The organism is Caulobacter sp. LARHSG274 (genome assembly GCF_052871235.1).
This window is the reverse complement of sequence record NZ_JBIXJO010000002.1, coordinates 322,120-347,856: the sequence shown is the minus strand read 5'-3', so window position 1 is coordinate 347,856 and position 25,737 is coordinate 322,120. Positions and strand designations below refer to the sequence as shown.

20 protein-coding genes are annotated in these 25,737 nt (G+C 71.4%); 8 read left to right on the top strand and 12 right to left on the bottom strand.

Annotated elements, in window-relative coordinates:
* Positions 1-335: 335 nt before the first annotated feature.
* Positions 336-677 (top strand): hypothetical protein, encoded by a 342-nt coding sequence (locus ACIPQB_RS05975; protein ID WP_446484298.1) that lies wholly within the window; start codon positions 336-338, stop codon positions 675-677.
* A gap of 263 nt (positions 678-940) precedes the next feature.
* Here the strand turns inward: ACIPQB_RS05975 and ACIPQB_RS05970 are convergent, their stop codons facing one another.
* Both ACIPQB_RS05970 and ACIPQB_RS05965 read right to left on the bottom strand, forming a co-directional pair.
* The gene (locus tag ACIPQB_RS05970; RefSeq protein WP_446484297.1) at positions 941-2,368 is read right to left on the bottom strand and encodes a family 43 glycosylhydrolase; all 1,428 of its coding nucleotides are present in this window, start codon (positions 2,366-2,368) and stop codon (positions 941-943) included.
* A 14-nt stretch (positions 2,369-2,382) separates the two neighbouring features.
* Positions 2,383-3,069: a FadR/GntR family transcriptional regulator gene (locus ACIPQB_RS05965; protein ID WP_446484732.1), complete on the bottom strand. Its 687-nt coding sequence runs from the start codon at positions 3,067-3,069 to the stop codon at positions 2,383-2,385.
* Between the two features lie 384 nt (positions 3,070-3,453).
* Between ACIPQB_RS05965 and araD1 the strand changes: the two genes are divergently transcribed.
* From araD1 to ACIPQB_RS05945, 4 genes are all read left to right on the top strand, one after another.
* Entirely contained in the window at positions 3,454-4,449 is a 996-nt protein-coding gene (gene araD1, locus ACIPQB_RS05960) for an AraD1 family protein (RefSeq protein WP_446484296.1), read from the top strand.
* Positions 4,446-5,387, top strand: coding sequence for a Gfo/Idh/MocA family protein (locus tag ACIPQB_RS05955; RefSeq protein WP_446484295.1), 942 nt, complete (start codon positions 4,446-4,448; stop codon positions 5,385-5,387). Before araD1 ends, ACIPQB_RS05955 begins: the two co-directional genes overlap by 4 nt.
* 12 nt (positions 5,388-5,399) lie before the next feature.
* Positions 5,400-6,926: an aldehyde dehydrogenase (NADP(+)) gene (locus ACIPQB_RS05950; protein ID WP_446484294.1), complete on the top strand. Its 1,527-nt coding sequence runs from the start codon at positions 5,400-5,402 to the stop codon at positions 6,924-6,926.
* Positions 6,927-7,172: 246 nt separating this feature from the next.
* Positions 7,173-7,838 carry a hypothetical protein gene (locus tag ACIPQB_RS05945; RefSeq protein WP_446484293.1) on the top strand — a complete coding sequence of 222 codons (666 nt, stop codon included), beginning with the start codon at positions 7,173-7,175 and terminating at the stop codon, positions 7,836-7,838.
* Between the two features lie 320 nt (positions 7,839-8,158).
* On the opposite strand, the gene ACIPQB_RS05940 is transcribed toward ACIPQB_RS05945, so the two are convergent.
* The 6 genes from ACIPQB_RS05940 to tssK are packed head-to-tail and all read right to left on the bottom strand — an operon-like array spanning position 8,159 to position 17,761.
* Positions 8,159-10,174 (bottom strand): protein kinase domain-containing protein, encoded by a 2,016-nt coding sequence (locus ACIPQB_RS05940; protein ID WP_446484292.1) that lies wholly within the window; start codon positions 10,172-10,174, stop codon positions 8,159-8,161.
* 16 nt (positions 10,175-10,190) lie between these two features.
* Positions 10,191-10,961, bottom strand: coding sequence for a PP2C family protein-serine/threonine phosphatase (locus ACIPQB_RS05935; protein ID WP_446484291.1), 771 nt, complete (start codon positions 10,959-10,961; stop codon positions 10,191-10,193).
* Entirely contained in the window at positions 10,936-11,532 is a 597-nt protein-coding gene (tagF, locus tag ACIPQB_RS05930) for a type VI secretion system-associated protein TagF (RefSeq protein ID WP_446484290.1), read from the bottom strand. The genes ACIPQB_RS05935 and tagF overlap by 26 nt, the downstream gene beginning before the upstream one ends.
* 2 nt (positions 11,533-11,534) lie before the next feature.
* Positions 11,535-15,005, bottom strand: coding sequence for a type VI secretion system membrane subunit TssM (gene tssM / locus ACIPQB_RS05925; protein ID WP_446484289.1), 3,471 nt, complete (start codon positions 15,003-15,005; stop codon positions 11,535-11,537).
* Between the two features lie 3 nt (positions 15,006-15,008).
* On the bottom strand, positions 15,009-16,406 hold the full coding sequence (gene icmH / locus ACIPQB_RS05920) for a type IVB secretion system protein IcmH/DotU (RefSeq protein ID WP_446484288.1): 1,398 nt from the start codon (positions 16,404-16,406) through the stop codon (positions 15,009-15,011).
* On the bottom strand, positions 16,403-17,761 hold the full coding sequence (gene tssK, locus ACIPQB_RS05915) for a type VI secretion system baseplate subunit TssK (RefSeq protein ID WP_446484287.1): 1,359 nt from the start codon (positions 17,759-17,761) through the stop codon (positions 16,403-16,405). Before tssK ends, icmH begins: the two co-directional genes overlap by 4 nt.
* Positions 17,762-17,849: 88 nt before the next feature.
* Between tssK and ACIPQB_RS05910 the strand changes: the two genes are divergently transcribed.
* Positions 17,850-19,310 carry a peptidoglycan DD-metalloendopeptidase family protein gene (locus tag ACIPQB_RS05910; protein WP_446484286.1) on the top strand — a complete coding sequence of 487 codons (1,461 nt, stop codon included), beginning with the start codon at positions 17,850-17,852 and terminating at the stop codon, positions 19,308-19,310.
* Positions 19,311-19,438: 128 nt separating this feature from the next.
* Here the strand turns inward: ACIPQB_RS05910 and ACIPQB_RS05905 are convergent, their stop codons facing one another.
* Entirely contained in the window at positions 19,439-20,296 is an 858-nt protein-coding gene (locus ACIPQB_RS05905) for a CPBP family intramembrane glutamic endopeptidase (RefSeq protein ID WP_446484285.1), read from the bottom strand.
* A 228-nt stretch (positions 20,297-20,524) separates the two neighbouring features.
* On the opposite strand from ACIPQB_RS05905, the gene ACIPQB_RS05900 reads away from it, so the two are divergent.
* Positions 20,525-20,788, top strand: a complete 264-nt coding sequence (locus ACIPQB_RS05900; RefSeq protein WP_446484284.1) for a hypothetical protein — start codon at positions 20,525-20,527, stop codon at positions 20,786-20,788.
* Positions 20,789-21,138: 350 nt separating this feature from the next.
* Here ACIPQB_RS05900 and ACIPQB_RS05895 read toward each other — a convergent pair whose 3' ends face one another.
* The 3 genes from ACIPQB_RS05895 to ACIPQB_RS05885 all read right to left on the bottom strand — a co-directional run bounded on the left by ACIPQB_RS05895 (position 21,139) and on the right by ACIPQB_RS05885 (position 24,450).
* Complete coding sequence (locus ACIPQB_RS05895) at positions 21,139-22,107, bottom strand: alpha/beta hydrolase (protein ID WP_446484283.1); 969 nt, start codon at positions 22,105-22,107, stop codon at positions 21,139-21,141.
* 246 nt (positions 22,108-22,353) lie between these two features.
* On the bottom strand, positions 22,354-23,160 hold the full coding sequence (locus ACIPQB_RS05890; protein ID WP_446484282.1) for a TrmH family RNA methyltransferase: 807 nt from the start codon (positions 23,158-23,160) through the stop codon (positions 22,354-22,356).
* A gap of 18 nt (positions 23,161-23,178) precedes the next feature.
* A complete protein-coding gene (locus tag ACIPQB_RS05885; protein WP_446484281.1) occupies positions 23,179-24,450 on the bottom strand; it encodes an MFS transporter in 1,272 nt (423 codons plus the stop codon).
* Positions 24,451-24,638: 188 nt separating this feature from the next.
* On the opposite strand from ACIPQB_RS05885, the gene ACIPQB_RS05880 reads away from it, so the two are divergent.
* Entirely contained in the window at positions 24,639-25,688 is a 1,050-nt protein-coding gene (locus tag ACIPQB_RS05880; RefSeq protein WP_446484280.1) for a LacI family DNA-binding transcriptional regulator, read from the top strand.
* Positions 25,689-25,737 lie beyond the last annotated feature (49 nt).

Genomic DNA, 25,737 nt, shown 5'->3' with positions numbered 1-25,737 from the left:
GAAGCGGTTCAGGATGGACGTTGGCGCAGAAGCTTCCGCGACGGCTTCGGACGCGGAAGTTATCCACAGGGCTTCCTCTTTCACCGTCTCCCCGGCGAAGGCCGGGGCCCAGATCGAACCCAGAGCGCCGGTCGTGCGGCCACCGTCCGCGGGCGCGTCATCCCCAAACGCTCAGGCTGAATCTGGACCCCGGCCTTCGCCGGGGAGACGGGAAAAGTGGAGGAGGCCGCGCTCTATCCCCGCTGTTCGCGAAACAGACTTGCGTAAAATCAACCCCTTACAGGAAAACGCAGGTTTCCGATCCCCACCCTCCAGGACGGCCGCACACTAGCGGCATGACCCAACCTTCCTTCCCCGCCTGGTGCGAAACCCAGCAAACCAAGCTCATGGCCGCCCTCGATGCGGTCTGGGCGATCCTGGAGACCAGCGACGATCCCGCTGAGATCCGTAAAGCCCGCGACAAGGCCAAGGCCTGCGGCGAGCTGGCCGCCGTGGTCCGCAAGGTCGCGACCATGACCGGTCCGGGCCGCAGCAAGCCAGCTGTTGAAGCGCCGGAGCCGGCCCTTGCGGTCCCGGCGATGGCCCCCGCCGCGGCCGTGGCCCAGGTCTCGGCCCAGGTCGAGCACGCCGTCCGGGCGCTGGAGAAGCTCAAGGGCCGGCGACGGGGGCGGTTTTAGAGCATTGGTCGGCTGAGTTGGCCTGGAAATCTCCGCTCATCCCGGCGAAATGCCCATAGGCGGCAAGTTACGATGTTCCTCATCCTGAGGCGCCCGCGCAGCGGGCCTCGAAGGACGCAGGGCCGGCCCGCTTCGTGCGTCCTTCGAGGCTCGCCAGTGGCGAGCACCTCAGGATGAGGAAGATCAAGCCAGGCCCAAGGCCCAACTTATCGCCTACGGACCTTCGTCGGGATGAGCCGCGGTGTGATTGCGAATGCGGACCCTCAGCTCACCTCAAACGTCGCCCCGGCCCGCCCCGCGGTGTCCTCGGCCGGGCCGACCACCACGGCGCCGTCGCGGTGGCGCAGATAGCCGCGGCCCGGCTCGACGGCGGCGAACGACACTCCGTGGCCGGCCAGGCCGCGCACCCGGCGAAAGCCGCTCCGGGCCGGATCGTCGGCCGCGGCGGCCAGCACCACCGCCCCGTCGGGCGACGCGGCCAGCACTCGGCCGGGGCGCAGGATCGGCTCCAGCGACACCAGGCCGGCCGGCCCGAGCTTCTGGCGAAACTGGGTGGTCGCCAGGGGCCCCTCGCCGACCGCCAGTCGGTCCCCATCGAGGCGCAGATAGGCGCCGGGCCGATCCAGCGGCGCCAGGCGGTCGGGGATCTCGCCAGCCCCGACCGGCACGCCGAAGTCGGGCGTTCCGTCGGGATGGTAATAGAGCCGCTGCACCCGGGTGTGGCGGTTGGGGTCGAACAGCGGATCGCCCTGGATGGTCTTGTAGTCGCGGCCGTGGAAGACCAGCAGGTCGCGGCCCCGCTCGTCGACGGTGAAGGAATTGTGGCCCGGCCCATAGACGCCGGTCTCGTCCGACGACACCAGCACGGGGTTCGGCGACTTGCGCCAGGCGCCCGGCGACATCAGGTCGGCGTCGGCGTCGGCGGTCAGCAGGCCCAGGCAGTAGCGGGCGTCGGTGGCGCTGGCCGAATAGGCCAGGAACAGCCGGCCATTGCGGGCCAGCACGGCCGGCGCCTCGTTGACCTTGAAGCCCTCGGTCTCCCACGCCAGGGTCGGCACGCTGAGGCGGACCGGCGGGCGGGCCAGGGTCAGCGGCGTGGCCAGCGGCCCCAGATAGAGGTTGCTGTTGGTGTCGATCCCCGGCTCGTGCTGCGCCCAGCACAGGTAGCGGACGCCGCGATGGCTGAAGACGGTGGAGTCGAGCGTGAAGCTGTCCCACGGCGTCTGCAGCTGGCCCAGCACCGCCCAGCGGCCGGTCAGGGCGTCGCGGTCCTGGCAGCGCAGCACATAGGTGCGGATATGGAACGGCTCGCCCGCGTCGCCGGCCGCGAAATACATGTGCCAGCGGCCGTCGATCCAGTGCAGCTCCGGGGCCCAGATGTAGCCGCCCAGCTGGCCCTGGCTGGGCCGTCGCCAGATCACCGCCTCCTGCGCCGTCGCCAGGCCGGCCAGGGTCGGCGCGCGGCGCAGGACCAGCCGGTCATATTCTGGGACCGAGGCGGTCATGTAGTAGTCGCCGTCGTCGTGGCGGAACACCTGGGCGTCGGCCCTCTGCCGCACCAGCGGGTTGCGCACGGCTTCGCCGGGGCCTTCGGCCGAGCTCGCGAACGGCGCGGACGCGCAGCCGCCCAGCACGGTCGCGCCGGCCCCGGCCATCACGGCGCGCCGCGACGGCGGAACATCGAAACTCATGGCGGTCTCCGAACTCAGTCCTTCGGGTCGATCGCCGCCCGGGTGTCTTCCAGGGCCAGGCCGACCAGCTTCTCCATCGCCTGGCGCGCCTGGTCGGGACGGCTGGCGGCGATGGCGTCGAACACCTTCCAGTGGTCGGGCATCGGGTCGCGGGGCAGCTCGCGCTTGCGCTGCTTGAAGATCGTCGTCCAGCGCACGGCCGCGCCGATGCTGCTGGAGAGGGTGAACAGCGGCGCGTTGCCGGTGGCCTCCAGCACGGTGTCGTGGAAGTCGCGGTCGGCGGCCTGGCCGGCCTCGGTGGCCAGGGTCTGGCTCTCCATCTGGATCAGCGCCTTGCGCATGCGCTCCAGCTGGCCGTCGTCGCGGCGCTCGGCGGCCAGGGCGGCGGCGGCCGGCTCGACGATCATCCGCAGTTCGTACAGGCCCTTGAGGAACTCCTCGCTGGGCTCGGACTCGAAGAACCAGGCCAGCACCTCGGGATCGAGCAGGCTCCAGCGGTTGCGCTCGGTGACCCGGGTGCCGGTCTTGGGGCGGCTCTCGACCAGGCCCTTGGCGGCCAGGATGCGGATCGCCTCGCGATAGGCGCTGCGCGAGACCTGCAGCTGCTCGCTGGAATCGATCTCGTTGTTGAGGATGTCGCCGGGCGCATACTGGCCCGAGACGATGGCCACGCCGAGGGTGCGGGCGATCGAGCCGTGGATCCGGCTGGGATAGAGGCCCTCTCGCCCCCGGTCGCCTTCGTGGCCCCTGTCGTTCTTCTTCCGCACCTGCGCTCGGTCTCCGGCCCAGCCGGCGGCCGAGGCCCGCCAGTCTTGACGTGCGACGACACTAGCGAGACAGCTTGTCCGACGACAAGGGATTTCGAAATCCATGGTGAAGGTTGGATCCGCTTTCGCCGTCGCCTCGAAAAGTACGACGATTGTGGTAGAGGTCGCCCCGGGCCTGTCCCAGGGCCGATTCCCCGCCGTCGCGAGCGCCCTGCGGCGGCTTGGGCGAGGCCTGACGGGACGATCCGGGTTTGACAGCGCCCCCTAGATCGCTATTTGTCCGACTAAATAGCCAAGGGTTTGGAGACGGTGACGGCCATGGTGCTGCGGTTCGTGCAACTGAAGGAACAGGGCGGGACGCGAATCCTCGCGGCGGTCAATGACGCGGGCCTGGCCCGGCGGGTCGAGGGGGTCGACACCCTGCACGCCCTGGCCCAGGCCGCCGTGGCGGCCGGCGCCACCCTGGCCGAGACCGCCCAGGCGCGTCCGCTTGGCGCCGAGATCGACCTCGCCGCGGCCCTGGCCGAGGGCCGGGTCCTGGCCCCCATCGACCATCCCGATCCGGCCCACCTGGTGCTGACCGGCACCGGCCTGACCCACCTCGGCTCGGCCGAGGGTCGGGACAAGATGCACAAGGCCGCCCAGTCTGGGGAACAGCTGACCGACTCGATGCGGATGTTCCTGATGGGCGTCGAGGGCGGCAAGCCCGCAGCCGGCGCGGTCGGGGCCCAGCCGGAATGGTTCTACAAGGGCGATGGCTCGCACGTGGTCGGTCCCGGCGCGCCCCTGACCTCGCCGGCCTTCGCCCAGGACGGCGGCGAGGAGCCCGAGATCGCCGGCGTCTACCTGATCGGACCGGACGGCACGCCGCATCGCCTCGGCTTCTGCCTGGCCAACGAGTTCTCCGACCACGTGATCGAGCGCGGCAACTATCTGTGGCTGGCCCACTCCAAGCTGCGCCAGGCGGCCCTGGGCCCGGAACTGCTGACCGGCGAGCTGCCGGCCGACGTGCGCGGCGCCAGCCGCATCCTGCGCGGCGGTCAGGTGGTGTGGGAAAAGCCGTTCCTGTCGGGCGAGGCCAACATGTCCCACACCATCGCCAATCTCGAGCACCACCACTTCAAGTACGACCTGTTCCGGCGGCCGGGCGACCTGCACGTCCATTTCTTCGGCACCGCCACCCTGTCGTTCTCCGAAGGCTTCCAGACCCAGCTGGGCGACGAGTTCGAGATCGGCGCCGCGCCGTTCCTCTATCCGGTCCGCAATCCCCTGGCCCAGGCTGAGGCCAAGCCGGTGACGGTGCGCAGCCTGTGAGCAAGATCCGCCTCGCCCCCATTCGCTTGGCCCTCGTCGGCCTGGGCAAGATCGCCCGCGACCAGCACCTGCCCGCCATCGCCGCCGACGACCGCTTCGAACTGGTCGCCATCGTCAGCCGCAACGCCGACCTCGAGGGCGTCGCCCACTTCACGACCCTGGCCGAGCTGCTGGCCAGCGACGTGGCGGTCGACGCGGTGTCGCTGTGCACCCCGCCGCAGCCGCGCCACGCCATGGCCCACCTGGCCCTGGCGGCCGGCAAGCACGTGATGCTGGAAAAGCCGCCCGGCGCGACGCTCAGCGAGGTCGAGGACCTGCGCCTGACCGCCGCCGCCCGCGGCCTGACCCTGCAGACCACCTGGCACTCGCGCTACGCGCCCGGCGTCGCCCCCGCCCGCGAATGGCTGGCCGACAAGGCCGTCCAGGCCGTCCGCATCAATTGGCGCGAGGACGTCCGCGTCTGGCATCCGGGCCAGGACTGGATCTGGGAGGCCGGCGGCCTGGGCGTCTTCGACCCGGGCATCAACGCCCTGTCGATCGCCACCGCCATCCTGCCGCGGCCGTTCTTCCTGACCGGCGCGGTGCTGCACGTGCCCGAGAACCGCCAGTCGCCGATCCAGGCCGAGCTCGACTTCGTCGACGCGGCCGGGGCGCCGATCCGGGCCGAGTTCGACTTCCTGCAGACCGGTCCCCAGAGCTGGGACATCGAGGTCGACACCGCCGAGGGCCGGCTGAAGCTGTCGCACGGCGGCGCCAAGCTTTGGGTCGACGGCGCCTTGACCCTCGAGGCCCCGGACGCTGAATATCCCGGCCTCTACGACGCCTTCGCCCGCCTGGTCGCCGACCGCGCCAGCGACGTCGACGTCAGTCCCCTGCGCCATGTCGCCGACGCCTTCCTGCTGGGCCGGCGCGTGGTCGCCCCAGCCTTCGTGGAATAAGCGAGACCTCCGATGTCCAACGCCGCCCTGCGGGCCCTCAACCCCGCCACCAACGAACAGTTCGGCCCCAGCTTTCCCGAACCCGATGCGGCGACGATCGAGGCCGCCTGCGCCGCCGCCGCGGCCGCCTTCGACGTCTATCGCGAGACCGACCTGGAGACCCGCGCGGCCTTCCTGGAATCGATCGCCGCCGAGATCGAGGCTCTGGGCGACGAGCTGATCCAGACCGCCATGGCCGAGACCGGCCTGCCCCAGGCCCGGATCACCGGCGAGCGCGGCCGCACCTGCGGCCAGCTGCGGCTGTTCGCCCAGGTCGTGCGGCGCGGCGACTGGATCGGCGCCCGGATCGACCCGGCCATGCCCGAGCGCACGCCCCTGCCGCGCGCCGACCTGCGCCAGCGCTTCATTCCGGTCGGACCGGTGGCGGTGTTCGGGGCCAGCAACTTCCCCCTGGCCTTCTCGACCGGCGGCGGCGACACCGCCTCGGCCCTGGCGGCCGGCTGCCCGGTGATCGTCAAGGGCCACTCGGCCCATCCCAACACCGGCGCGATGATCGGCGGCGCGATCAGCCGGGCGGTCAAGGCCGCCGGCCTGCCCGCCGGGGTGTTCGCCATGCTGATCGGTCAGCAGCGCACCCTGGGCGCGGGCCTGGTCGCCGATCCGCGCATCAAGGCCGTGGGCTTCACCGGCTCGCGGGCCGGGGGCGTGGCCTTCATGCAGATCGCCGCCGCCCGTCCCGAGCCGATCCCGGTCTTCGCCGAGATGAGCAGCGTCAATCCGGTGGTCCTGGGCCCCGTCGCCCTGGCCGCCCGGGCCGAGGCCCTGGGCGCCGCCTTCGTCGGCTCGCTGACCATGGGCGCGGGCCAGTTCTGCACCAATCCCGGCCTGATCCTGGCCCTGGACGGCCCGGACCTCGACCGCTTCGAGGCCGCCGCCGCCGCCGCCCTGTCCGCCGCCCCGCCGCAGGTCATGCTGACGCCGGGCATCTTCAGCGCCTACCAGCAGGGCGTGAGCCAGCTGATCGACCGCGACGGCGTCCGGCTGCTGGCCCGCGGCCAGGTCGGCGACGGCGTCAACCAGGCGGTCGGCGCCCTGTTCTCGGTCGACGCCGAGACCTTCCAGCGCGACGCCGTGCTCGGCCACGAGATCTTCGGCTCGTCGTCGCTGATCGTCCGGGTCAAGGACGTCGCCCAGCTCAAGGCCGTGCTGGAGGGGCTGGAAGGCCAGCTGACGGCCACCGTGCACATGGACCCCGCCGACGCCGAACTGGTTCGCGGCCTGCTGCCGATCCTGGAGCGCAAGGCCGGCCGGATCCTGGCCAACGGCTGGCCGACCGGGGTCGAGGTCTGCAACGCCATGGTCCACGGCGGCCCCTTCCCCGCCACCTCCGATCCCCGCAGCACCTCGGTCGGCACCCGCGCCATCGAGCGCTTCCTGCGCCCGGTCTGCTACCAGGACATCCCCGACGCCCTGCTGCCGCCGGCCCTGCAGGCCGACAACCCGCTGGGCGTGCGGCGAGCGGTGGACGGGGTTCTGTAGAGTCCCATCATCCCGGGCCTTGTGCCCGGAACCCATGGTTCAGCCGACGGCTGCGCTGCCTTAGTGCGCCTGCGCGCCGCAACCACGTCTCCCTAGATCTTCGCCGCCCGCGCAAGCTTTGCTGAATGCTGGCCAAGGCCTCGTTGTGGTCTATGGTCAGGCCTCACATTGGAGTGTGGTGCTGGAGTGGTTCGCGGCCCACTGAGGCGGTCGGACAGGCGGTTAGCTGGGCTCGATGGGGGAGCGATGGACAAGGCATTACAAAGCCTGGGCTACTTCTTCGCTTGGCTGGACCCCAAAGACGGATGGCTGCCATGGTTCGAGCACAACCAGGGGATGTTGTCGGTCATGGCACTGGCTCTGACGGCGTCGGCTCTCTGGTGGGAATTTCGACAGGCCCGGCGGGCTGAACGCGATGCGGCCAAGGCAAGGTCCGAGACCGAGACCAAGGACAGGCAAGCTCTGCTGACTTCCCGGAAGAAGGAGCGCGAGGACCGGGTCGCCAGGGAGCGCGACGAAATCACCGGCTATTGTTTCACAGTCAAACAGACCTTCGAGGCGCTCCAGCGCGCTGCTCGAGTCGAGCTTGCGGCGCTGGCGGTCGTCCAGCCTGGCGGACACGTAACCAGCGCTGCGTTCATCGCTGAGGGTTGGCGCGTAAAGCGCGCTGTGGAGGCCCTGATGCTGCGCCCGCCTTCAGACAAGGACGCGATCCTGGCCACCTGCGAGGGCCTGGATATCTTCGCGAACTGGTCGAACCTCGAAGTGCTTTTTGAACCCGACAACATGATCACGGCGATCAGGTCGAACATGGATAAGCTGGCTGTGGCGCAGGCAAAACTAGACGAAGCGCACCAGTCGGCCGTGAACTGGGCGAACGAGCAAATCATCCGGATCTATGAAGAGGACTGACTGGCTGCGCCCTGCCCAATGCGCGGCACTATTCTGGCCAGATCATCATCTCGGCCTCGTTGTGGCGAAAAAGCTCGCCACCTAGAGCATATTGATTTTAGATCGAAGCGCTCTCCCTTCTTCCGTCTTCCCGGCGAAGGCCGGGACCCAGATTCATCCTGAGCGGCTCGTGGGTTTCACCTGGGCCCCGGCCTTCGCCGGGGAGACGGGGATTTGAGAAGCGCGATTCAGCTTGAAGCAAACGTGCTCTGTACTCGCGGAATACGGTGACGGCGAGCTAATTGGCACCGATCGGGCCGGCCGAACCCAAAGCGCCGCCTTCACCCCGGCGTGTCGTTGACCACCCGGTACCAGACCATCTCGGTCTTCCAGCCGTTCGCCCGGGCCATGTCGCCGAAGCGTTGCAGCCAGGCGGCGTCGACCAGCTTGCCTTCGTTGGTCGTCTGGGCGTCCGGCAGGGCCAGGTCGAAGGGCTTGCGGCCGGTGACCAGCAGCTGGCCGACCAGGCCGGTGCGGTTGTTGCACACCGTCGAGCGGTACTGGTCCGCCCCCGTCGGCGTCATGAAGGCCGGGAAGTCCTTGGCGAAGGCCTCGGTGGCGGCGCGGTCCTTGAACAGCTGCTGCAGCTGCCCGGTGCCCTCCATCCCCACCAGGGTGAAGTCGGAACCGGCCGGGACCTTGATATTGACCACGGCCTTGGCGTTGGGCGAGCCGGGACAGGGGTCGTTGACGTCCTGCATTTCCCAGTTGGCCTGCTCGGAGACGAAGTCGCGCCCGAGTTCCGAGGTCGGGCGGCGCAGGGCTCGGAAGGTGTCGAGCGGCGCGCAGGTCTGCGGCCCGACCGGGAAGACGTTGCTGGCGTCGACCAGGTCGATCCGCTGGCCGGTGGCCTCGGCGGCCTTGGTCAGGGCCTGCTGGGCCTGGCTGGGCTGGCCGGCGACGCCCGACAGCCGCAGGCTGACCCCGGAGGGACCGTCCGAGACCTGGTCGACGTCGATCCAGGTGCAGGCGACGCCGGGGAGCGCCGCCTCGACGGCGCGGCGCACCTGCTCGGAGCCGCGCTGGCTGGCGTCGGCGACGACCGGCGGCGGGGCCTCGGGGGTCTTGTGGGAGGTCATCAGGATCACCCCGACGACGATGGCGACCAGCACGGCGGCGGCGCCCGCCCCACCCAGGATCAGGCCCAGCGGCGGCCCCTTGCCCGCCGGCTTTGACGCAGGCTTGGCCGATCGGCCGGCCGGCGGCGGCGAACGGGTCGAGGACGGCTGGGCCGCGCCGGAACCCGCGCCCGGCGACTGGCCGTCGAGGGCTTCGAGCACCTCGGCCATCGAGCGGTAGCGATCGGCGGGATTGGGCGCCAGCATCTTGGCCAGCACCGGCCGCAGGCGGTCGGGGATGGCCGCCAGGTCGGGTCCGGAGCGGCGCTTGTCGATGGCGTCGACCAGGGTCGCGCCCATGTCGATGGTCTTGCCGGCGGCGACCGACAGGATCACCAGGGCCAGGCTGTAGACGTCGGTCCACGGCCCGACCTCGCGGTCGTAGTCGCCGAACTGCTCGGGCGCGACGAAGCCCAGCTTGCCGGCGAAGCCGTCGCCGACGATGGTCTTGTTGCTGGGGTCGAGGTCCTTGGCGATGCCGAAGTCGATGATCTTGGCCTGGCTGAGCCGGCCTTCCGGCAGCAGCACGTTGTCGGGCGACATGTCGCGGTGGATCGCGCCCAGCTCGTGGGCGGCGGCCAGGCCGGCGGCCAGCCGGCGGGTCAGCTGCTCCAGCTCCTCGGCGGTCGGAATGATCTGGCCGATCACCTCGGCCAGCTGCGCGCCGTCGATATATTCGGTGACGATGTAGAAGGCGTGCAGCGACGGCTCCTGGGCCAGCACCCGGTACTGCACCAGGGCCGGGTGGGACAGCCGCGTCAGGGTCCGGGCCTCGCGGCGGAACATCGCCTGGACATTGGGATCGTCGGCCAGGTGGCTGAGCATCACCTTGATGGCCACCCGCTCGTCGGTGTGGGTGTTGACGCCTTCATAGACCTCGCCCATGCCGCCGCGGGCGATGAACCGGCGCACCTCGTAGATGTTGTTGAGCAGCGAGCCGACGGCGATGCGGCCGGCGGCGCGGGGCGGCGGCGGCGGGGTCCAGGCCGGCGGCTCCGGCGCGCCCGGCGGCGGCTGAGGCGGCGGCTGAGGCGTGGGAGCCGCGGTCGTGGCCCAGCTGTCGGCCGGATCGGCCGGCGGCGGCGCGACAGGTTCCGGCGCGCCCGCGGCCGGACCGCTGGCGGGAATGAACACCGTCCGCTCTTCTCCCGGAGCGTCTTCGTCGTGGCTGTCGCCCATGCCCGCTGTTAACCCCTCAGACCGGCGCGCTCGTAAACGCCTGACCCAGCACCAGCTGGGTCATCTCCTCGCACGCGACGGCCACCACCGTGACATTGTCGGGAGCCCCGCGTGATAACACCAGTTCGACCAATCGCCGACAGGCCGCGTCGACCGGCGACTGCGACAGGCGCTCGGCGATCTCCGGATCGCTGACCACCCCGGTCAGGCCGTCGCTGCACAGCAGGAACACGTCGCGCGGCCGTACCTGGTCGCTGACCGCGTCCAGGGTGACCTCGGCCTGCACGCCCACGGCCCGGGCCAGGATGTGGCCCATCGGATGGCGGACGGCCTCCTCCGGGCTCAGCAGGCCGCGATCGACCATCTCCTGCACCTGGGTGTGGTCGACGGTCAGCCGGTGCAGGGCGCCGTCACGCATCAGATAGGCGCGGCTGTCGCCGGCCCAGGCGCAGGCGAAACGGTCGCCGGCCAGGCGCAGGATGGCGACCGTCGAGCCCATCTGCACCCCCGCCTCCTGGGCGGTGTTGAAGATCGTGGCGTTGGCGGCCTGGACGGCGGCGCCGATCGCCGCGACATCGCTGGCGATGTCGGCCCCGTCCAGCTCCAGGGCAGCGAGAGCGGCGACCACGGTCTGCGACGCCCACTGGCCGTTCTGGTGCCCGCCCATGCCGTCGGCGACGGACCAGACGCCGGCCGCCTCCCGCTCCAGCAGCGAGTCCTCGTTGACCTTGCGCACGCCGCCCGTATGGGTGGCCGAGGCGCTACGAATCCGAAAGCGGGGGGTCATCGGCTCTCCAGACGGCTGTATCGGACCAGCTCAGGATCAGAAGGTCGGCGGGCGGCTCGGCCCCGCGGCGCGCCAGGGCCACGGCCCCGCTCATGTCGAGCGTCCACCAGGCGCCGTCGTCGGCCAGCGGCGCGGCTGCGGCGTCCTCGGTTTCGGCCAGGTCGCCCAGCCGCGCCATGACCTCGTCGGCGGTCAGGCCCTGGCCGATCGCGTCATAGGCCAGGGCTTCCATGGCCTGGCCGCAGGCGCCGGCCAGGCGGTGGGCCTCCTCCACCGGCAGGCCGTCCCAGCCGAGGGCCAGCACGAACCGGCGGCCGGCCGAGTCGACGGAGGGGGCCAAGACTCCCGCCCGCCAGTCCGGCCCCAGGGGACCGGGACCGCAGACGAACCGCCAGGGCGGCGCCTGGCCATGGGCCTCCGCGAAGTCCGCGCCCAGGCGGCTCTGGGCGGTGTCGAGCAGGCGCGAGGCGGCAACGTCCCAGGCGTCCCGCCCGGCCCCGTCCAGGCCCCGCGACACGAAGTCACCGTGGGCCGGAAGCTTGCCGAACAGGAAGGGCGCGCTCACCGCCATGGCTAGAGCCGCGGCGGGCAGCGGAACGACCACAGGCCGCCGCGGCTGAACGGGTTCTTGTCGGAGGGCAGCACCACCCGGAAGGTGACGTAGGAGGCCCCGTCGCCGAAGGTGGCGCGCAGGGCGGTGGGGCCGGCGTTCTCCTTGCGCGCCGCGTCCATCAGCCGGAACAGCGCCCAGGGCCCCTCGAAGCTGAAGGTCTTGACCGCCTGGGTCCCGCTGAACAGGGTCACATGGGCCTCGGGCAGGGCCGAGGGCGACCACTGCACGGCGCGCTGGCCGGCCTGGCCGGGCTCGAAGCGGTAGGTCTGGCCGCCGGCCGCCAGTTCGGCGCTGGTCACCGCGCCGCCGAAGCCGGCGCTTTCGACCTTCACCGCCAGGCCGGAGATCAGCAGGTCGCGCAGGTCCTGGGCCTTCTGGAACTCGCCGGCGCTGGTCGGGTCGAAGCCGGCCGCGACCGGGTCGTCGGCCCGCCAGCGCCAGATCGGGCCGGAGGTGTCGAGGAACGACATCAGCCGCGTCGAGATGAAGCTGTCCATCTGGCCATTCATGCCGAACACCCGCAGCAGGTCGCCGACCGGCGCGTCATTGGCCGAGGCGGTGACGAACGGATAGCGCTGCTCGGAGGCGCTGCGGCAGGCGGGGCTGATGTTGTCGGCATAGACCGTGCCGACCGCCCCGGCCGCCGACGAGATCTGCGCCTGGTCGCCGGCCTTGGACGACTGGCCGGCGAACGGCTGGACCAGGGCCGGGGCGGTCGCCGAGACCGCCGCCAGCTCGCTCATCGCCTTGGCCAGCTCGGCCTGGGCCGCGTCCCCGCCGCCCATCTGGGTGGCGCGGTCGGCCGTGCCCTTGGCCGTGACCGCCGCCCTCAGCTTGGCCACGAAGTCGTCGACCGGAGCCGGGGCCTTGCCGTCGCCGACGAAGGCCTGCAGCGGCTTGAAGGCGTCGGTGATGGTCTGGGCCGCGTTGACGCCGGTCTCCGGCTGCGGGGCCAGTCCGGCCGCGCCGGCCGGCAGGTTGACCTTCTTCATCGCCGCGGCCTGCAGCCCGCCGGTCTTGGCCTTGGCGAAGGTGGTGTTGCGCACCACCTCCTGCAGGATCAGCTTGAACGGCGGCGGCGAGCCGGTGGCCGCGCCGAAGGCGGCCGCGTCGCTGAAATAGTCGGCCGGCCGCAGCGCCCCCACCACCTGCTCCCAGGCGTGGATGTAGTCGCGGGCGTAGAGGGCGGCGACGCCGGGGCGCACCTGGGCCATCTGGGCGCTGATCGACTGGGTCGACTGGTCCTCGCCCAGCACCCACAGATCGGCCTCCAGGGCCTTCTGCACGTCGGCCATGCCGTCGCGATAGGCCTTGTCGAAGCCCTCGCGGGTGTAGAAGTACGGCACGGTTAGCGAACGGACCGCCTCGCCGTCGGCGAAGGCGCGGGCGTCGCCGGCGCTCAGCACCGTGCGCGCCGTCCAGTCGGCCTGGCCGGAGGCGGCGGCCTGCTGCTTGAGCACGGCGTAGGCGCGATCGGCCATCGACAGGGTCTGGACCTGCGAGCGGGCCGCGGTGATCACCGCCCCGTCCAGCGGCGCGCGGCGCTCCGGCCACACCTGGCCCAGCTGCGGATCGGCCAGCAAGGCGTCCAGGTGGCCCGACAGCTCCTTGCGCAGGTCCTCGCGGTCGGCGCCGGGGAAGAGCTGGGTTTCCCAGTCGTTCTCGACATAGGCCTTGACCGCCTTGCGATCGAGCTTGGGGGCCTGGCCGCCGAGCATCAGATAGCTCTTCAGCGGCTCATAGAGGGTCAGGGCGTCGCTGCTGTTGTCGCGCAGCACCCGCTCCAGCCGCAGCAGGATGCGCGGCAGCATCACCCTTTGCAGCGCCTCCAGATAGGCCTGTTCCGCCGCCCGGCTTTCGCCGCGCTGGTAGAGGCCGAAGCCCATCGACAGCGGCGCGCCGCCCTTCTGGCGGTCGCCATAGCCGCGCGGCAGGTCGCGCAGGCCGCGCAGCACGGCCAGGGCCGATTCCAGGTCCGGGTCGCTCTCGCGGGTCTCGACCAGGTCGATCCCGGCGGTGCGCATGGCCTGGGCGCTGTCGGTGGCGCTGGCCAGCAGCTGGGTCTGCAGGCGGCGATTGGCCGAGAAGCTGACCGCCCAGGCGACCAGCAGCAGCAGCGAGATCACCCCGATCGTCGCGAAGCCGGCCATCATCATCATGCGGCGACGACGCGTGGCGGCCGGCGAGCTCTGCACCAGCCCAGCCTCGGCGAACACCACGTCGTCGAGCAGCTTGTTGATGAAATAGGCGCGACCGCCCTGCCCCGGCGCCCCGGGCCGCGGCTGGGCCGGCGCGTCATAGACGTCGGCCATGCCCGACAGCAGGCGGTCCAGCGGCGCGCCTTCCTGCACGCCGCTGGTGAAGTAGAAGCCCCGCAGCGGCGCGGCGGCGTCGCGGCCCTCGACCGGGAAGGCCCCGTCGAGGAACCGCAGCACCCGCGAGCGCAGCGCCGCCACCTGGCTGGGGAAGCCGACGATCAGGCCGCGGCGGCGCACGTCCAGCTCGTCCTGCAGGCGGCGCGACATCCGGTCGGCGACGGCCTGGGCCACGACGTCGAATTCGCGCGCGACCAAGCTCGGATCGGCCGGCTCGCCCGGCGTCCACGGCAGGGTCGCGCCCAGCACGGCCCGGCGGCCCTCGGCGTCGAGATCGTCGTAGAACTCGCTGAAGCCGGCGATCAGGTCGGCCTTGGTGAAGATCACATAGACCGGGGTCGACTGCTCCAGTCCGGCCTGCAGCTCGTGCAGGCGGCGGCGCACGGCGATGGCGTGGGCGTCGATGCGGGCGACATCGCCGCCGACGATCTCGTCCAGGCCGATGGCCACGAACACGCCGTTGATCGGCTGCAGCGGCCGGTTCTTGCGCAGCAGGGCCAGGAAGGCGTTCCAGGCCCCCTGGTCGCGGGCGCTGTCGGAGTCCTGGGTGGTGTAGCGGCCGGCGGTGTCGACCAGCACGGCCTTGTCGGCGAACCAGAAGTCGAGGTTGCGCGTGCCGCCGACCCCCTTCATCGCCGTGTTGGAGAACGGAAAGCGCAGGCCCGAATTGACCAGGGCCGTGGTCTTGCCGGCCCCCGGCGGGCCGATGATCACGTACCAGGGCCGCTCGTAGAGATAGTCGCGATTGGCGCCGCCGGCCGATTTCAGCCCCGCCAGCGCCTCGCGCATCCGGGTCGCCAGCACGCCGGCCTCGGCGTCGGCGGGGTCGGGCTTGATCAGTTCCTCGGCCAGGCGCTGAGAGGCCTTGCGGGCCGACAGCAGCCGCCACAGCGTCAGGCCGCTCCAGATCGCCGCGACGACCAGGACGACGATCAGCCGCATCCACCACGGCCGCAGGAAGCCCACGAACAGGGGCAGCAGCACCGCGAGCACCAGGACGGCCAGGACGGCCGCGCAGATGGAAAGGAACCACCAGCCGCCGAAGAACTTCTTCACGCCTTAACCCCCACGCTGGACGACGATTTCGACGCGACGATTGCTGGCCTTGCCCGCGGCCGAGGTGTTCGGCGCGATCGCCTGGTCATCGCCATAGCCGATGGCCGTGACCCGGCCCGGATCGCTGAGCCGTCCGCGGACGATCGCCGCCACGGCGTCGGCCCGGGCCTGGCTGAGGGCGATGTTGTCGGGGAAGGCGATGGTGCTGACGCGGTCGCTGTCGGTATAGCCCTCGATCCGCACCGGCCCCGGTTCGCCCTCCACCGCCTGGGCGATGCGGTCCATCAGCGGGCGCTGGCCGGGCTCCAGCTGGTCGGAGCCCGAGCGGAACAGCTGGCCCACCGTGGTGCGCACGCGGGCGGTGGACGCATCCTCGACCACCGTCACCAGGCCCTGCGAGATTTCCGGCGCCAGGAAGGTGCGCAGGCGCTGGGCCTGGAGGCCGGCCGGGGGGGCCGGCGGCGCGGGGGCGGTGCGCGAGAGCCGCAGGGGCTGGTCGGGATTGATCGCCTTCAGCGCCGCCAGGGTCGGGGCGCCGGTCTGGGCGAGGATCACCCGCAGGACGATGTAGATCACCACCAGCAGGGTCGCCGCGATCGCCGCGGCCAGGGCCATCGGGGCCCAGAAGCTGACCTTGGCCAGCGGCGTCGGCTCGCCCCGCCAGTGCGGCGCCAGTTCGCTGCGCGCAGCCTGCGGGGGATGCGGCAGGGCCAGGAAGACCCTCTGCATCATCTGCTGGTGGGCGTGGCGGCCGTCGGCCATCACCCGGTAGCGGCCCTCGAACCCGGCCGCCATGCAGGCGTGATAGAGCTCCAGCACGGCGGAGAACTCGGCCGGGCGGGCGATCATCTCTTCCAGCAAGCGCCAGAACCGGTCGCCGCCGACGTTCTCGCCGAAATAGCGCACCATCATGCTGCGGCGCGCCCATTCGGCCGCGTCGTTCTCGTGGCCCGGCAGGTTGAGGGCGACGTCGTCGGCCACCGAGCACAGGGCGTACTTGCCGCGCTGGACGTGATCCTCCGAGGCCTTGCCGCGCAGGCCCTGCTCGAAACCGTCGATGGCGGCGACGACGCGGCCATGCAGGTCGGGCAGGCTCAACCGCACCCGTCCGGCCCGGATCGACGACAGCAGGGCCAGCAGCGGCCCCGCCTGCGTCATCATCGGATTGCGGGCGGCGACCGGCGGCTGGCCGGCCGGCGGCACGTCGTCCTGGCTCAGCCTGGCGCCCGGACGGGCCGGCGCCAGCGGGGCGGGCGCGGGCGCGGCGGCAAAGCCCGCCGGTGGGAGCGGGGCCGGGGCGGCCGGCGGCGCGGCCGGATCGGGCCCGCGGTTGCTGCTTTGCAGCGGCGACGGGCGGAAGACCGTGCGGTTCGGCCCCTGCGGCCCTTCGGCGTCACTCATCGAGCGGCCCTTTTCACCCACCAGAGTTCAAGCTTCAGTTCCGGCCAGTCGCCGGCGACGTGCAGCCCCATGGCCGGCGCATTGGCGAAGTCGCGCCAGTCGGGAGCCGAACGGTCGAGTTCGAAATAGACATAGCCGGGCAGCACGCGGATCTGCGGCGGCGGGCTGGGCGTGGGGCTGATGCCGACGCCGGCCGCCAGGGACGAGCTGACGATCTGGCGCATCTTGGTCACCGAGCCGATCTTGACCACCCCGGCGAAGCGGGCCCGCAGCTCTTCCAGCGGCACCTTGGCGCTGACCGCCAGGTAGAAGTTGGCGGTCTGGAACAGGGCGTGGTTGGTGATGGTGGCCGTGTAGGCGCCGGGGCCGGCTTGGTCCAGGCGCATCTGCTCGGCCGAGCGGTCGAACATCGCCGACAGCTCCTGCTGCAGCAGTTCGTAGACCGGTTCGAAGGTCTCCTGCAGGTTCTCGTGGTCGTAGGGCGCGAAGGCCGGCGGTCGGCGGTAGTCGGGCCGGGTCAGGGTCGCCAGCTCGCCGGCCATCGACACGAACACCTCGTACAGGCGCTCGGGATGCACCCCGGGCAGCGACCGCAGGTGGACCAGCACCGGGGTCCACTTGTTGAGCGCCTGCAGCAGCAGGAAGCTGGCGAAGGTCTCGGCCCCGCCGTCGGTGGACTCCACCGCCCGCTGGGCCAGTTCGTTCACCCGCTGCTCGGCCCGGCCGATGATGTCGTTGAGGAAGCCGGCCAGGCGGCCCCCGGCCCGGATGTCGGTGACCGGCGGGATATAGCGCTCGTCGAGCATCACCGCGCCGTTCAGCACCTCGCGCACCCGGGCCACGCCCAGGCACAGCCGGCCGTCGGTCTGCTCGCGGCTGACGCCCAGGCGGATGTTCGGCCGCGCCACCTCGATCGACTCGGCGATCCGCTCGGACGCGAAGGCGTCATAGACCTCGACCTCGTCGACGATCTGGCGGGCCACGGCCAGGACCGAGGCCCGCGCCTCGTCGCTCTGGGCGAATTCGACCGCCCCGACCTGCCGCACCGGCAGGGTCAGGTAGATGACGGCGTCGCGGGTGTCGGGCGGCACGTCCAGCGGCTCCGGCGGGGCCTGGTCGGCGGGCACGGCGAAGATCGAACCGTCGGAAAATGCGCCCGAACAGGCCTCCAGCCCGAACTTGCCCAGGGAGAACAGCGAGGCGTTGATCTCGAGCGCCGAACACCCCCAGCCGTACGGCCGAAGCGCCGCGGTCCTGGCCCGAACCAGGGCCTCCAGATACCGATCCTGCTGCTGGAAGTGCTGCGGGCGAAGAAACAGCCCTTCGCGCCAAGCCACGCGGCTCTCGCCCGCCATTCACTCTCTCCCCCAAGCCGCGACTTGACAATATAAGGTTTAGCGAACGTCGTCATCCAGCAAAAGGCGATCATCGGGGGAACGATCGGTGGACAACGAGACGGGCGACAAGAACCTCGCCGAGGGCCCGGACCCGCAGCCGTCCCTCGATCCCCGCAGCTGGGTCAAGCCGCCGGCGGACAAGGCTCCTGCGCCGCAAACCCCGCCTCCGCCAGGGCCGGCCGGGCCCGAGCAGACCAGCTTCGACATCCGCTCCTGGGGCGCGCGCCCGGCCGCGCCGGCCGCCGAACCGGTCGCCAAGGCGGGGCCCGACCGGCGGGCGCTGATCCTGGGATCCGGCGCAGCGCTGGCGGTCTGCGCCGGGGCGGGCGCAGTGTTCCTGCTCGGCAGAAAGAAGAAGCCCGCGCCCCAGGCCGCGGCGGGTCCGGTCCCGGCCTCGGCACAGGACGCCAGCGCGGCGACGGCGGAACGGCGGGTGCTGCGCCTGGCCTCCGGCGGCGACCTCGAAGGCGCCCTCGCCGCCCAGGGCGTCGCGGCCGACCAGGCGGCGGCGGCCAGCGCGGCGGCCAAGCCCTCGCTGCGCCCCGGCGACAGCGAGCTGCGGCTGGAGATCAAGCTGGGCCGCACGGGCGCCGGCCTGGTCCTGATCGGCTTCCAGCTGCAAAGGCCCGACGGCTCCGGCGTCGCGGTGGCGGGCGCCGACGGCCGCTTCACCGCCCAGGCGCTCACCGCCGACACCCATCCGGTGATCCGCGTAGCCCGCGGCCAGATGGACAACGAGAACTTCTACTCCTCGGCGGTCGCCGCCGGCGTCAATGACAGCCTGATCCCGGAATTCGCCCAGGCCTTCGCCTTCGACTTCGACTTCCAGCGCGAGATCAAGCCCGGCGACGTGTTCGAGACCGCCTATGAGGAGCAGGTCAACGGCCAGGGCCAGGCGGTCGGCTCCAAGCGCCTGCTCTATGCGGCGCTGTCGACTCCGGCCAAGTCCAGCGCCCTCTACCGCTTCACCCCGCCCGGCGGGGTCGAGGAGGACTGGTACGACGGGGCCGGGCGCAGCAACAAGCGCGGCCTGATGCGCACCCCGGTCGAGGGCGCGCGGATCTCGTCGGGCTTCGGCATGCGCAACCACCCGATCCTCGGCTTCCAGAAGCTGCACAAGGGCACCGACTTCGCCGCGCCGACCGGCACGCCGATCTACGCCTCGGGCGACGGGGTGGTGACCTGGGCGGCGATGAAGGGGCCCAACGGCAACCTGGTGATCCTGCAGCACGACAACGGCTGGCAGACCTACTACCTGCACATGAACGCCTTCGCCCCCGGCATCGCCCCGCAGGTGCGGGTGCGCCAGGGCCAGGAGATCGGCCAGGTCGGCACCACCGGGCGCTCCACCGGTCCTCACCTGCACTACGAGCTGCACATCAACGGCGAGGCCGTCGACGCCATGGCCGTGCAGATGGACGAGGGCCGCCGGCTGGAAGGCCCGGCGCTGGAGGCCTTCAAGGCCGAGCGGGACCGCATCGACGCCCTGCGCCGGGCGAGCGTCTAGGGCGCGTTTGCTTCATGTTGAATCGCACGTCTCAAAATCCGTCTCCCCGGCGAAGGCCGGGGAGACGGAGTGAAGGGGAAACGACGCGCGAACTCAAGAGCCGCCGGTCTAGGGCTTTTGCTTTCGCCTCACGACCGCGGCAAGCCAGCCGCCGCCTTTCCGCGCGACGTCGTGGACCGCAGCGCCGCGCAGAGCACGATCGCGGCGACCAGCACCGCCGTGGCGGTGATCGAGCCGTTCAGCTCGTCGGGGCCTCCCCCCAGCCAGGGCGGGCCGCCGAGGTCGAGGTCCCAGACCGAGCCCAGGGGGTCGAGGCCGGGATTGGGCGTCAGGCCCAGGCCCGACATCTCGGCGGCGTTCCAGGCCCAGTGGGCCGCGACCGGCGCCCAGAGGCCGCCGGTGCGCAGCGCCAGCACGCCGAACAGCACGCCCGCCAGGAAGACGTTGAGGAAGGCCAGCGGACCAGGGACCACGACCACGGCGTGAGCGACGGCGAACAGGACCGAGGCCAGGGCCAGGCCGATCCACGGCCCGCAGCGCGCCGCCAGCAGCGGCTGCAGCCAGCCGCGGAAGAACAGCTCCTCGCCGAACACCTGGAACAGGGTCAGCAGGCAGGCGGCCACCAGGCCCAGCGGGCCCAGCGGCGTCGCCCCCGGGTGGTTGGCGCTCAGACCGCCGGCCAGCCCGGCCGTGACGGCGGCCAGGCCGAAGGCGACGAGGCCGGTCCAGAAGCCGAGGTTCGTCGCCGCCAGACGCGGCATCCGCTCGACCGAGGCCGGCCGGCCCTCCCAGGCCCCGGCCAGCACGGCGCACAGGATCAGCGGCGACATGATGGCGGCGAACTGGACCAGGCGCTCGCCCAGGGGATTGGACATCGCCGGCAGCAGGCCCAGCACCCGCGGCGCGCCGAACATCGCCGCCGCCACCGCGACGGCCGCCAGCAGCAGGCCGAGAACCAGCGAAGTCGGCCGACGCGCGGCGTCCACCGACCGAACCCAAGGGTTTTCAAAAGTAATTGGAAACAAGGCGCCCCCCGACCTTTGGCCGCGAGGATAGGACAACTGCGTCAGGTCCGCCATCTGGAAACCGGACGTTTCATTTCGCGCAGGCCCGCCAATGCTTCATCGAACCGTTGGTTTATGAAGTTTAACTGTCTTTGTTTTCATTTTCTTGTTCGACGAGGTGCAGTGTCTCCGCGCAAAGGAGAAACCGTCATGCGACGCAACCGTTTTGCCTCAGTACTTGCAGTTCTTGCACTGGTCCCGGCGGCGTCTTCTCTGACGGCCTGCCAAACCGCCGCGCCTGCACCTGCGCTGTCCTTGGCCAAGCCCGCCAAGATCGCGACTGCAGCCCCGACGACCCGCGACAGCGCGGACGACTCGGCCGGCGCCGTGATCTATATCGCCCGCGACGCCGCCTATGCCCGGGTCGAGCGGCCGGAAAAGATCGCCGCGGCGTGGTCGAACAGCGCGCAGTAGCCGCTTCCCGGACCGACCGGTCCGAGCGTACTGATTTTAGATCGACGCGCCCTCCCTTCCTCCGTCTTCCCGGCGAAGGCCGGGACCCAGATTCATCCTGGGCGGCTCGTGGGCTTCACCTGGGCCCCGGCCTTCGCCGGGGAGACGGGGTTTTGAGAAGCGCGATTCAGCACGAAGCAAACGTTCGCTAGGCGCTGTGAATGGCTAGGCGTTTAGCGCGGAGGGGCCGCCCTCGTCCTTCGACAGGCTCAGGATGAGGGCTACTTGTAGGGCGGTTCAGTAGAATTCCTCATCCTGAGCCTGTCGAAGGACGAAGAATTCGGCCCAAGATCGTCAACTGTCCGCGGCGCCTAGACCCCGTGCTTGCGCGCAAAGGCCTCGACCAGGGTCGGCCAGGCGGCGGTCGTCAGTCCGGCGATCGACCGCAGGCCAAAGCCGTGGCCGCCCAGTTCGAAGACGTGCATCTCGGCCGGGATCGCCTTGGCTCTCAGGGCCGTGAACATCATCAGCGTGTTGGCCACCGGCACCGCGCCGTCGTCGGCGGCGTGGACCAGGATGGTCGGCGGCGCGCGGTCGGGCACGCCCTGGTCGGGCGAGTAGCGGACGATCTGCTCGGCGCTCGGGGTCGGGCCCAGCAGTTGCCTGCGCGAGCCGGCGTGGACCGGGCCGTCGACCATCGAGATCACCGGATAGATCAGGGCCGAGACGTCCGGCCGGGCCGACAGGTCGTCGGCGGCGTCGACCCGGGCGTAGACCGGGGCCTCGAAGCGGGTGGTCAGGCTGGCGGCCAGGTGACCGCCGGCCGAAAAGCCGATGATCGCGATGCGGCCGGCCCCGAAGCCCATGGCCCCGGCCTGGGCGCGGACCAGGCGCATGGCGCGCTGGGCGTCCTGCAGCGGCGCGTCGGGCCCCGCCGCCCAGCCGTCGCGGGGCAGGCGGTAGGTCAGCACGAAACAGGCGTAGCCGCGGTCGGCCAGCCAGCGGGCGGTCTCGAAGCCTTCCTTGTCGACCACCACCCGCTCATAGCCGCCGCCGGGCATCAGGATCACCGCCGCGCCGTTCGGCTGGGCCGGCCGGAACACCGTCAGGACGGGCCGGCGGGTGTGGATCACGGCGCGGTCGCGCAGGCCCCGAGGGTCCTTGCGCTCGATGATCGTCTCGACGACGGTGACGCCGCTCGCGCCGGGCGGATCGCCGGGCCACAGGGGCAGGACCTCGGTCGGGTCGGCCAGCGGCGCCTGGGCCCGCGCGTCGGCGGCCACGGCCGCGGCCAGCAGGCCGCCGGTCAGGCTGGCCAGGGTTCCCCGACGGTTCAACATGCGACCTCCCAAAGCGATGCGGGGCGGACGGTATGGCGGGTCTCGGGCCGCCGCAAGCTACCGGTGTCACATCCGCGCCGTGATCCCCCCCGTCATCCTCGGACTTGTTCCGAGGACCCCGGCTTCGGCTGTGAAGGAGGACGATCCGTGGGGTGGTGAGGTCGCGGTCAAGCCCCACCGGCAGCGCGGCGGATCAAGGGGTCCTCGGAACAAGTCCGAGGATGACGGGTGTAAAACTGGACCAGGTTACGAACCCGCGAACCGCAGGTGGTGCAGCACCACGCCGCTGGTGGTGGCGACGTTCAGCGAGTCGAAGCCGCCGGCCATGGGGATGCCGATCGTCCGGGTCCGGCTCATCACCGCCGGCGACAGGCCCGGCCCCTCGGCCCCCAGCAGCACCGCCGCCCGGGCCGGCGGCCGCAGCCGGGCCAGGATCTCGTCGGCCGCCGGGCTGAGGGCCAGGGGCTGGAAGCCGTGCCGCTCCAGCAGGGCGACGACGTCCTCGCCCGGGGCCAGCCAGGCGGTCGGCACGCCCAGGGTCGCGCCGATCGAAACGCGGATGGCCTTGCGGTAGAAGGGGTCGCAGCAGTCGGCGTCGAGGATCACCCCGTCGACCCCGAAGGCCGCGGCGTTGCGGAAGACGCCGCCCAGATTGTCGTGGTTGGCCACGCCCATCAGCACCAGCACCACGGCCCGCGCCCCGGTCGCGGCCAGCAGGGCCTCGGCGCTGGGCGGCGTCGGCTTGCGCCCGACCGCCAGCACTCCGCGATGCAGGTGGAAGCCGGTGATGGCGTCCAGCACCGCCTGGCCGACGACATGGACCGGGACCCCGTCGGGCAGCGCGTCCAGCACCGGCGCCAGCTTGCCGGCCCGCTTGCCGTCGATCAGCAGCGACAGCAGCCGCTCGGGCGCGTCGCGGACCAGGGCCCGCAGCACGGTCTCGCCCTCGGCCATGAACAGCCCCTGTCGGCCGACCAGGTCGCGCTCCTTGACGTCGCGATAGGCGGCGACTCGGGGGTCGTCGGGGTCGTCGATGGGGATCAGCTCGGCCACGGCGGTTCGAAATCCAGTCTACCGCACGCCCCGTATCGGAAGGATCGCCAGGGCGCCAGCCGCCGCCAGGCCGGCGGCGACCAGGAACAGGGCGTGGTAGTTGACGTGGGCCGGTCCCAGGAACCACAGGGCCAGCATCGGCGCCAGGGCCTGGGGCAGGGTATTGGCCAGGTTGATCACCCCCAGGTCCTTGCCGGCGTCGTTCTGCGACGGCAGCACCTGGCTGACCAGGGCGATGTCGACGGCGTAGTAGCAGCCCGACCCGCAGCCGAAGATCACGAAGCCGGTCACCACCACCGGCCAGCCCGGGACCAGCGAGAAGGCCAGCATCGCCGCCGCCAGGATCAGGGCGGCGCCGGCCGCGAACAGCTTGCGGCGGCGCAGGCGGTCCGACAGCATGCCGCCGATCATCGCGCAGGCGACATTGGCGCCGGTGGCCACGGCGGTCAGCAGGGCCAGGCCCTGTTCGGCCCGGCGGCCCGGGAACAGCTGTTCGTAGCCCAGCGCGTCCTGCAGGTAGTAGAGCATGTAGCTCTGGGTCAGGGTGATGGCGACCAGCACCATGAACCGGCTGATCCAGGCCAGGCCGAAGTCGGGATGGGCCAGGGGATTGATCCATAGCCCGGCCACGAAGGCGCCCAGGCTGAGCGGCGGCCGCTGGCCGGCCCGCAGCGGCGGATCGTTGAGGCGGAAGGCGAACGGGGCCATGGCCGCCAGCAGCACCACCGCGATGGTCAGGTAGCGCGACCACTCGCTGACCAGCAACCCGCCGACCAGCACCGCCCCGGCCATAGCCCCGATCGGGTGGCCCAGGCTGAGGAAGGCCGCCACCCTGCCCTTCTGGCGGTCGGGCACCTGGTCGGGCAGCACCGCCAGCAGGGCCGCGAACATCATGTTGAAGGCCAGCTGGAAGCAGATCACGCCCAGCAGCAGCCCGACCAGGCTGTCGGCCGCCATGATCATCCCATAGGAGCCGACCGAACCCAGGGCCCCGACGACGATCCACGGGCGCCGGCGGCCGAATCGCGAGGTGGTGCGGTCGCTGATCGCCCCGGCCAGCAGGTTGGCGACGCTGGCGATCAGCGCGCCATAGATCGCCACCTGGCTCAGCAGCACCGCCTTGCCGACCGGGTCGATGGCGGCGGCCTTCAGCGGCAGCAGCACCTGGATCAGCGGCATGAAACTGACGAAGGCCCCGATCTGGGCCAGGGTGAAGGCGGCGATGAAGCCCGACTTCACCGGCAGGGTCGGCTTGGCCGTCTGGATCGCCTCGAGCCCCACCGCCGTCATCACGCCCCTCGACCTCGCGCGGTCTGCGCCGCGATTTGGTCGGACACTGGCCCCGCCGGTCGGCCGACACAAGCCGGGGATTTAGGCGCCGTTCGGGTTTTTTGGCCAGGAGCGTCGCCTTATGCCCCGCAGTTGCTCTAGGCTGGCGGCATGGAGATGAGTCCCAGCAACCCAGACCTGGCGGGCCCATGGCGTCGGTGACGATCTATGACGTGGCGGCGCGCGCCCAGGTGTCGATCAAGACCGTCTCCCGCGTGATGAACAACGAGCCCAATGTGCGGCCGGCCATGCGCGAGCGGGTGCTCGACGCGGCCGGGGCGCTGGGCTACGCCCCCAATCTGTCGGCCCGCAGCCTGGCCGGGTCGCGCTCGTTCGTGATCGCGGTGTTCGTCGACGCCCCCCTGACCATCGACCACTGGCGCAGCGAGCGCGGCTCCGACTACCTGTCGCGCATCCAGCTGGGGGCGACGCTGGAATGTCGCGGGGCCGGCTATCACCTGCTGGTCGAGCTGATCGACCATGACGGCCCGGAAGTGCGGCGGGAGGTCGCCGCCCTGCTGGGGGCGCTGAAGCCCGACGGGGTGATCCTCACCCCGCCCAGTTGCGACAACGCCGTGGTGCTGGAGCTGCTCGACAAGGCCGGCACGCCCTATGTGCGGCTGGGCCCGGAGAAGCCCGAGGGCCTGGGCGCCCGGGTGCACATGGACGACGTCGCCGCCGCCCGCGAGATGACCGAGCACCTGGCCGACCTCGGCCACCGGCGGATCGGCTTCATCACCGGCGACAAGCGCCTGGGCGCCAGCCAGGCCCGGCGCGAGGGCTATGTCGCCGCCATGCAGGCCCGCGGTCTGCCGGTGTCGCCGGACTGGATCCGCGAGGGCGACTTCAACTTCGAGTCCGGCCACGAGGGCGGCAAGGCCCTGCTGGCCCTGGCCGACCGGCCGACGGCGATCTTCGCCAGCTCCGACGAAATGGCCGTGGGGGCGCTGACGGCGGTGGCCGAGGCCGGTCTGACCGCGCCCGCCGACATCTCGGTGGCCGGCTTCGACGACAGCCCTGTCGCCCGGCTCAGCCGACCGCAATTGACCACCATCCGCCAGCCCCTGGTCGAGATGTCGACCCTGGCCACCCGCATGCTGATCAAGGGCGTGGCCCGCAACGGCGGAGCCCAGCCGCGGGACGAACTGCTGCCCTTCACCCTGATCCAGCGCGCCTCGACCGCGGCGCCGAGGGGTTAGGCTTCGGGACACTGGTCACGGGACACTAAACCATCTTTCATCCGTCTCC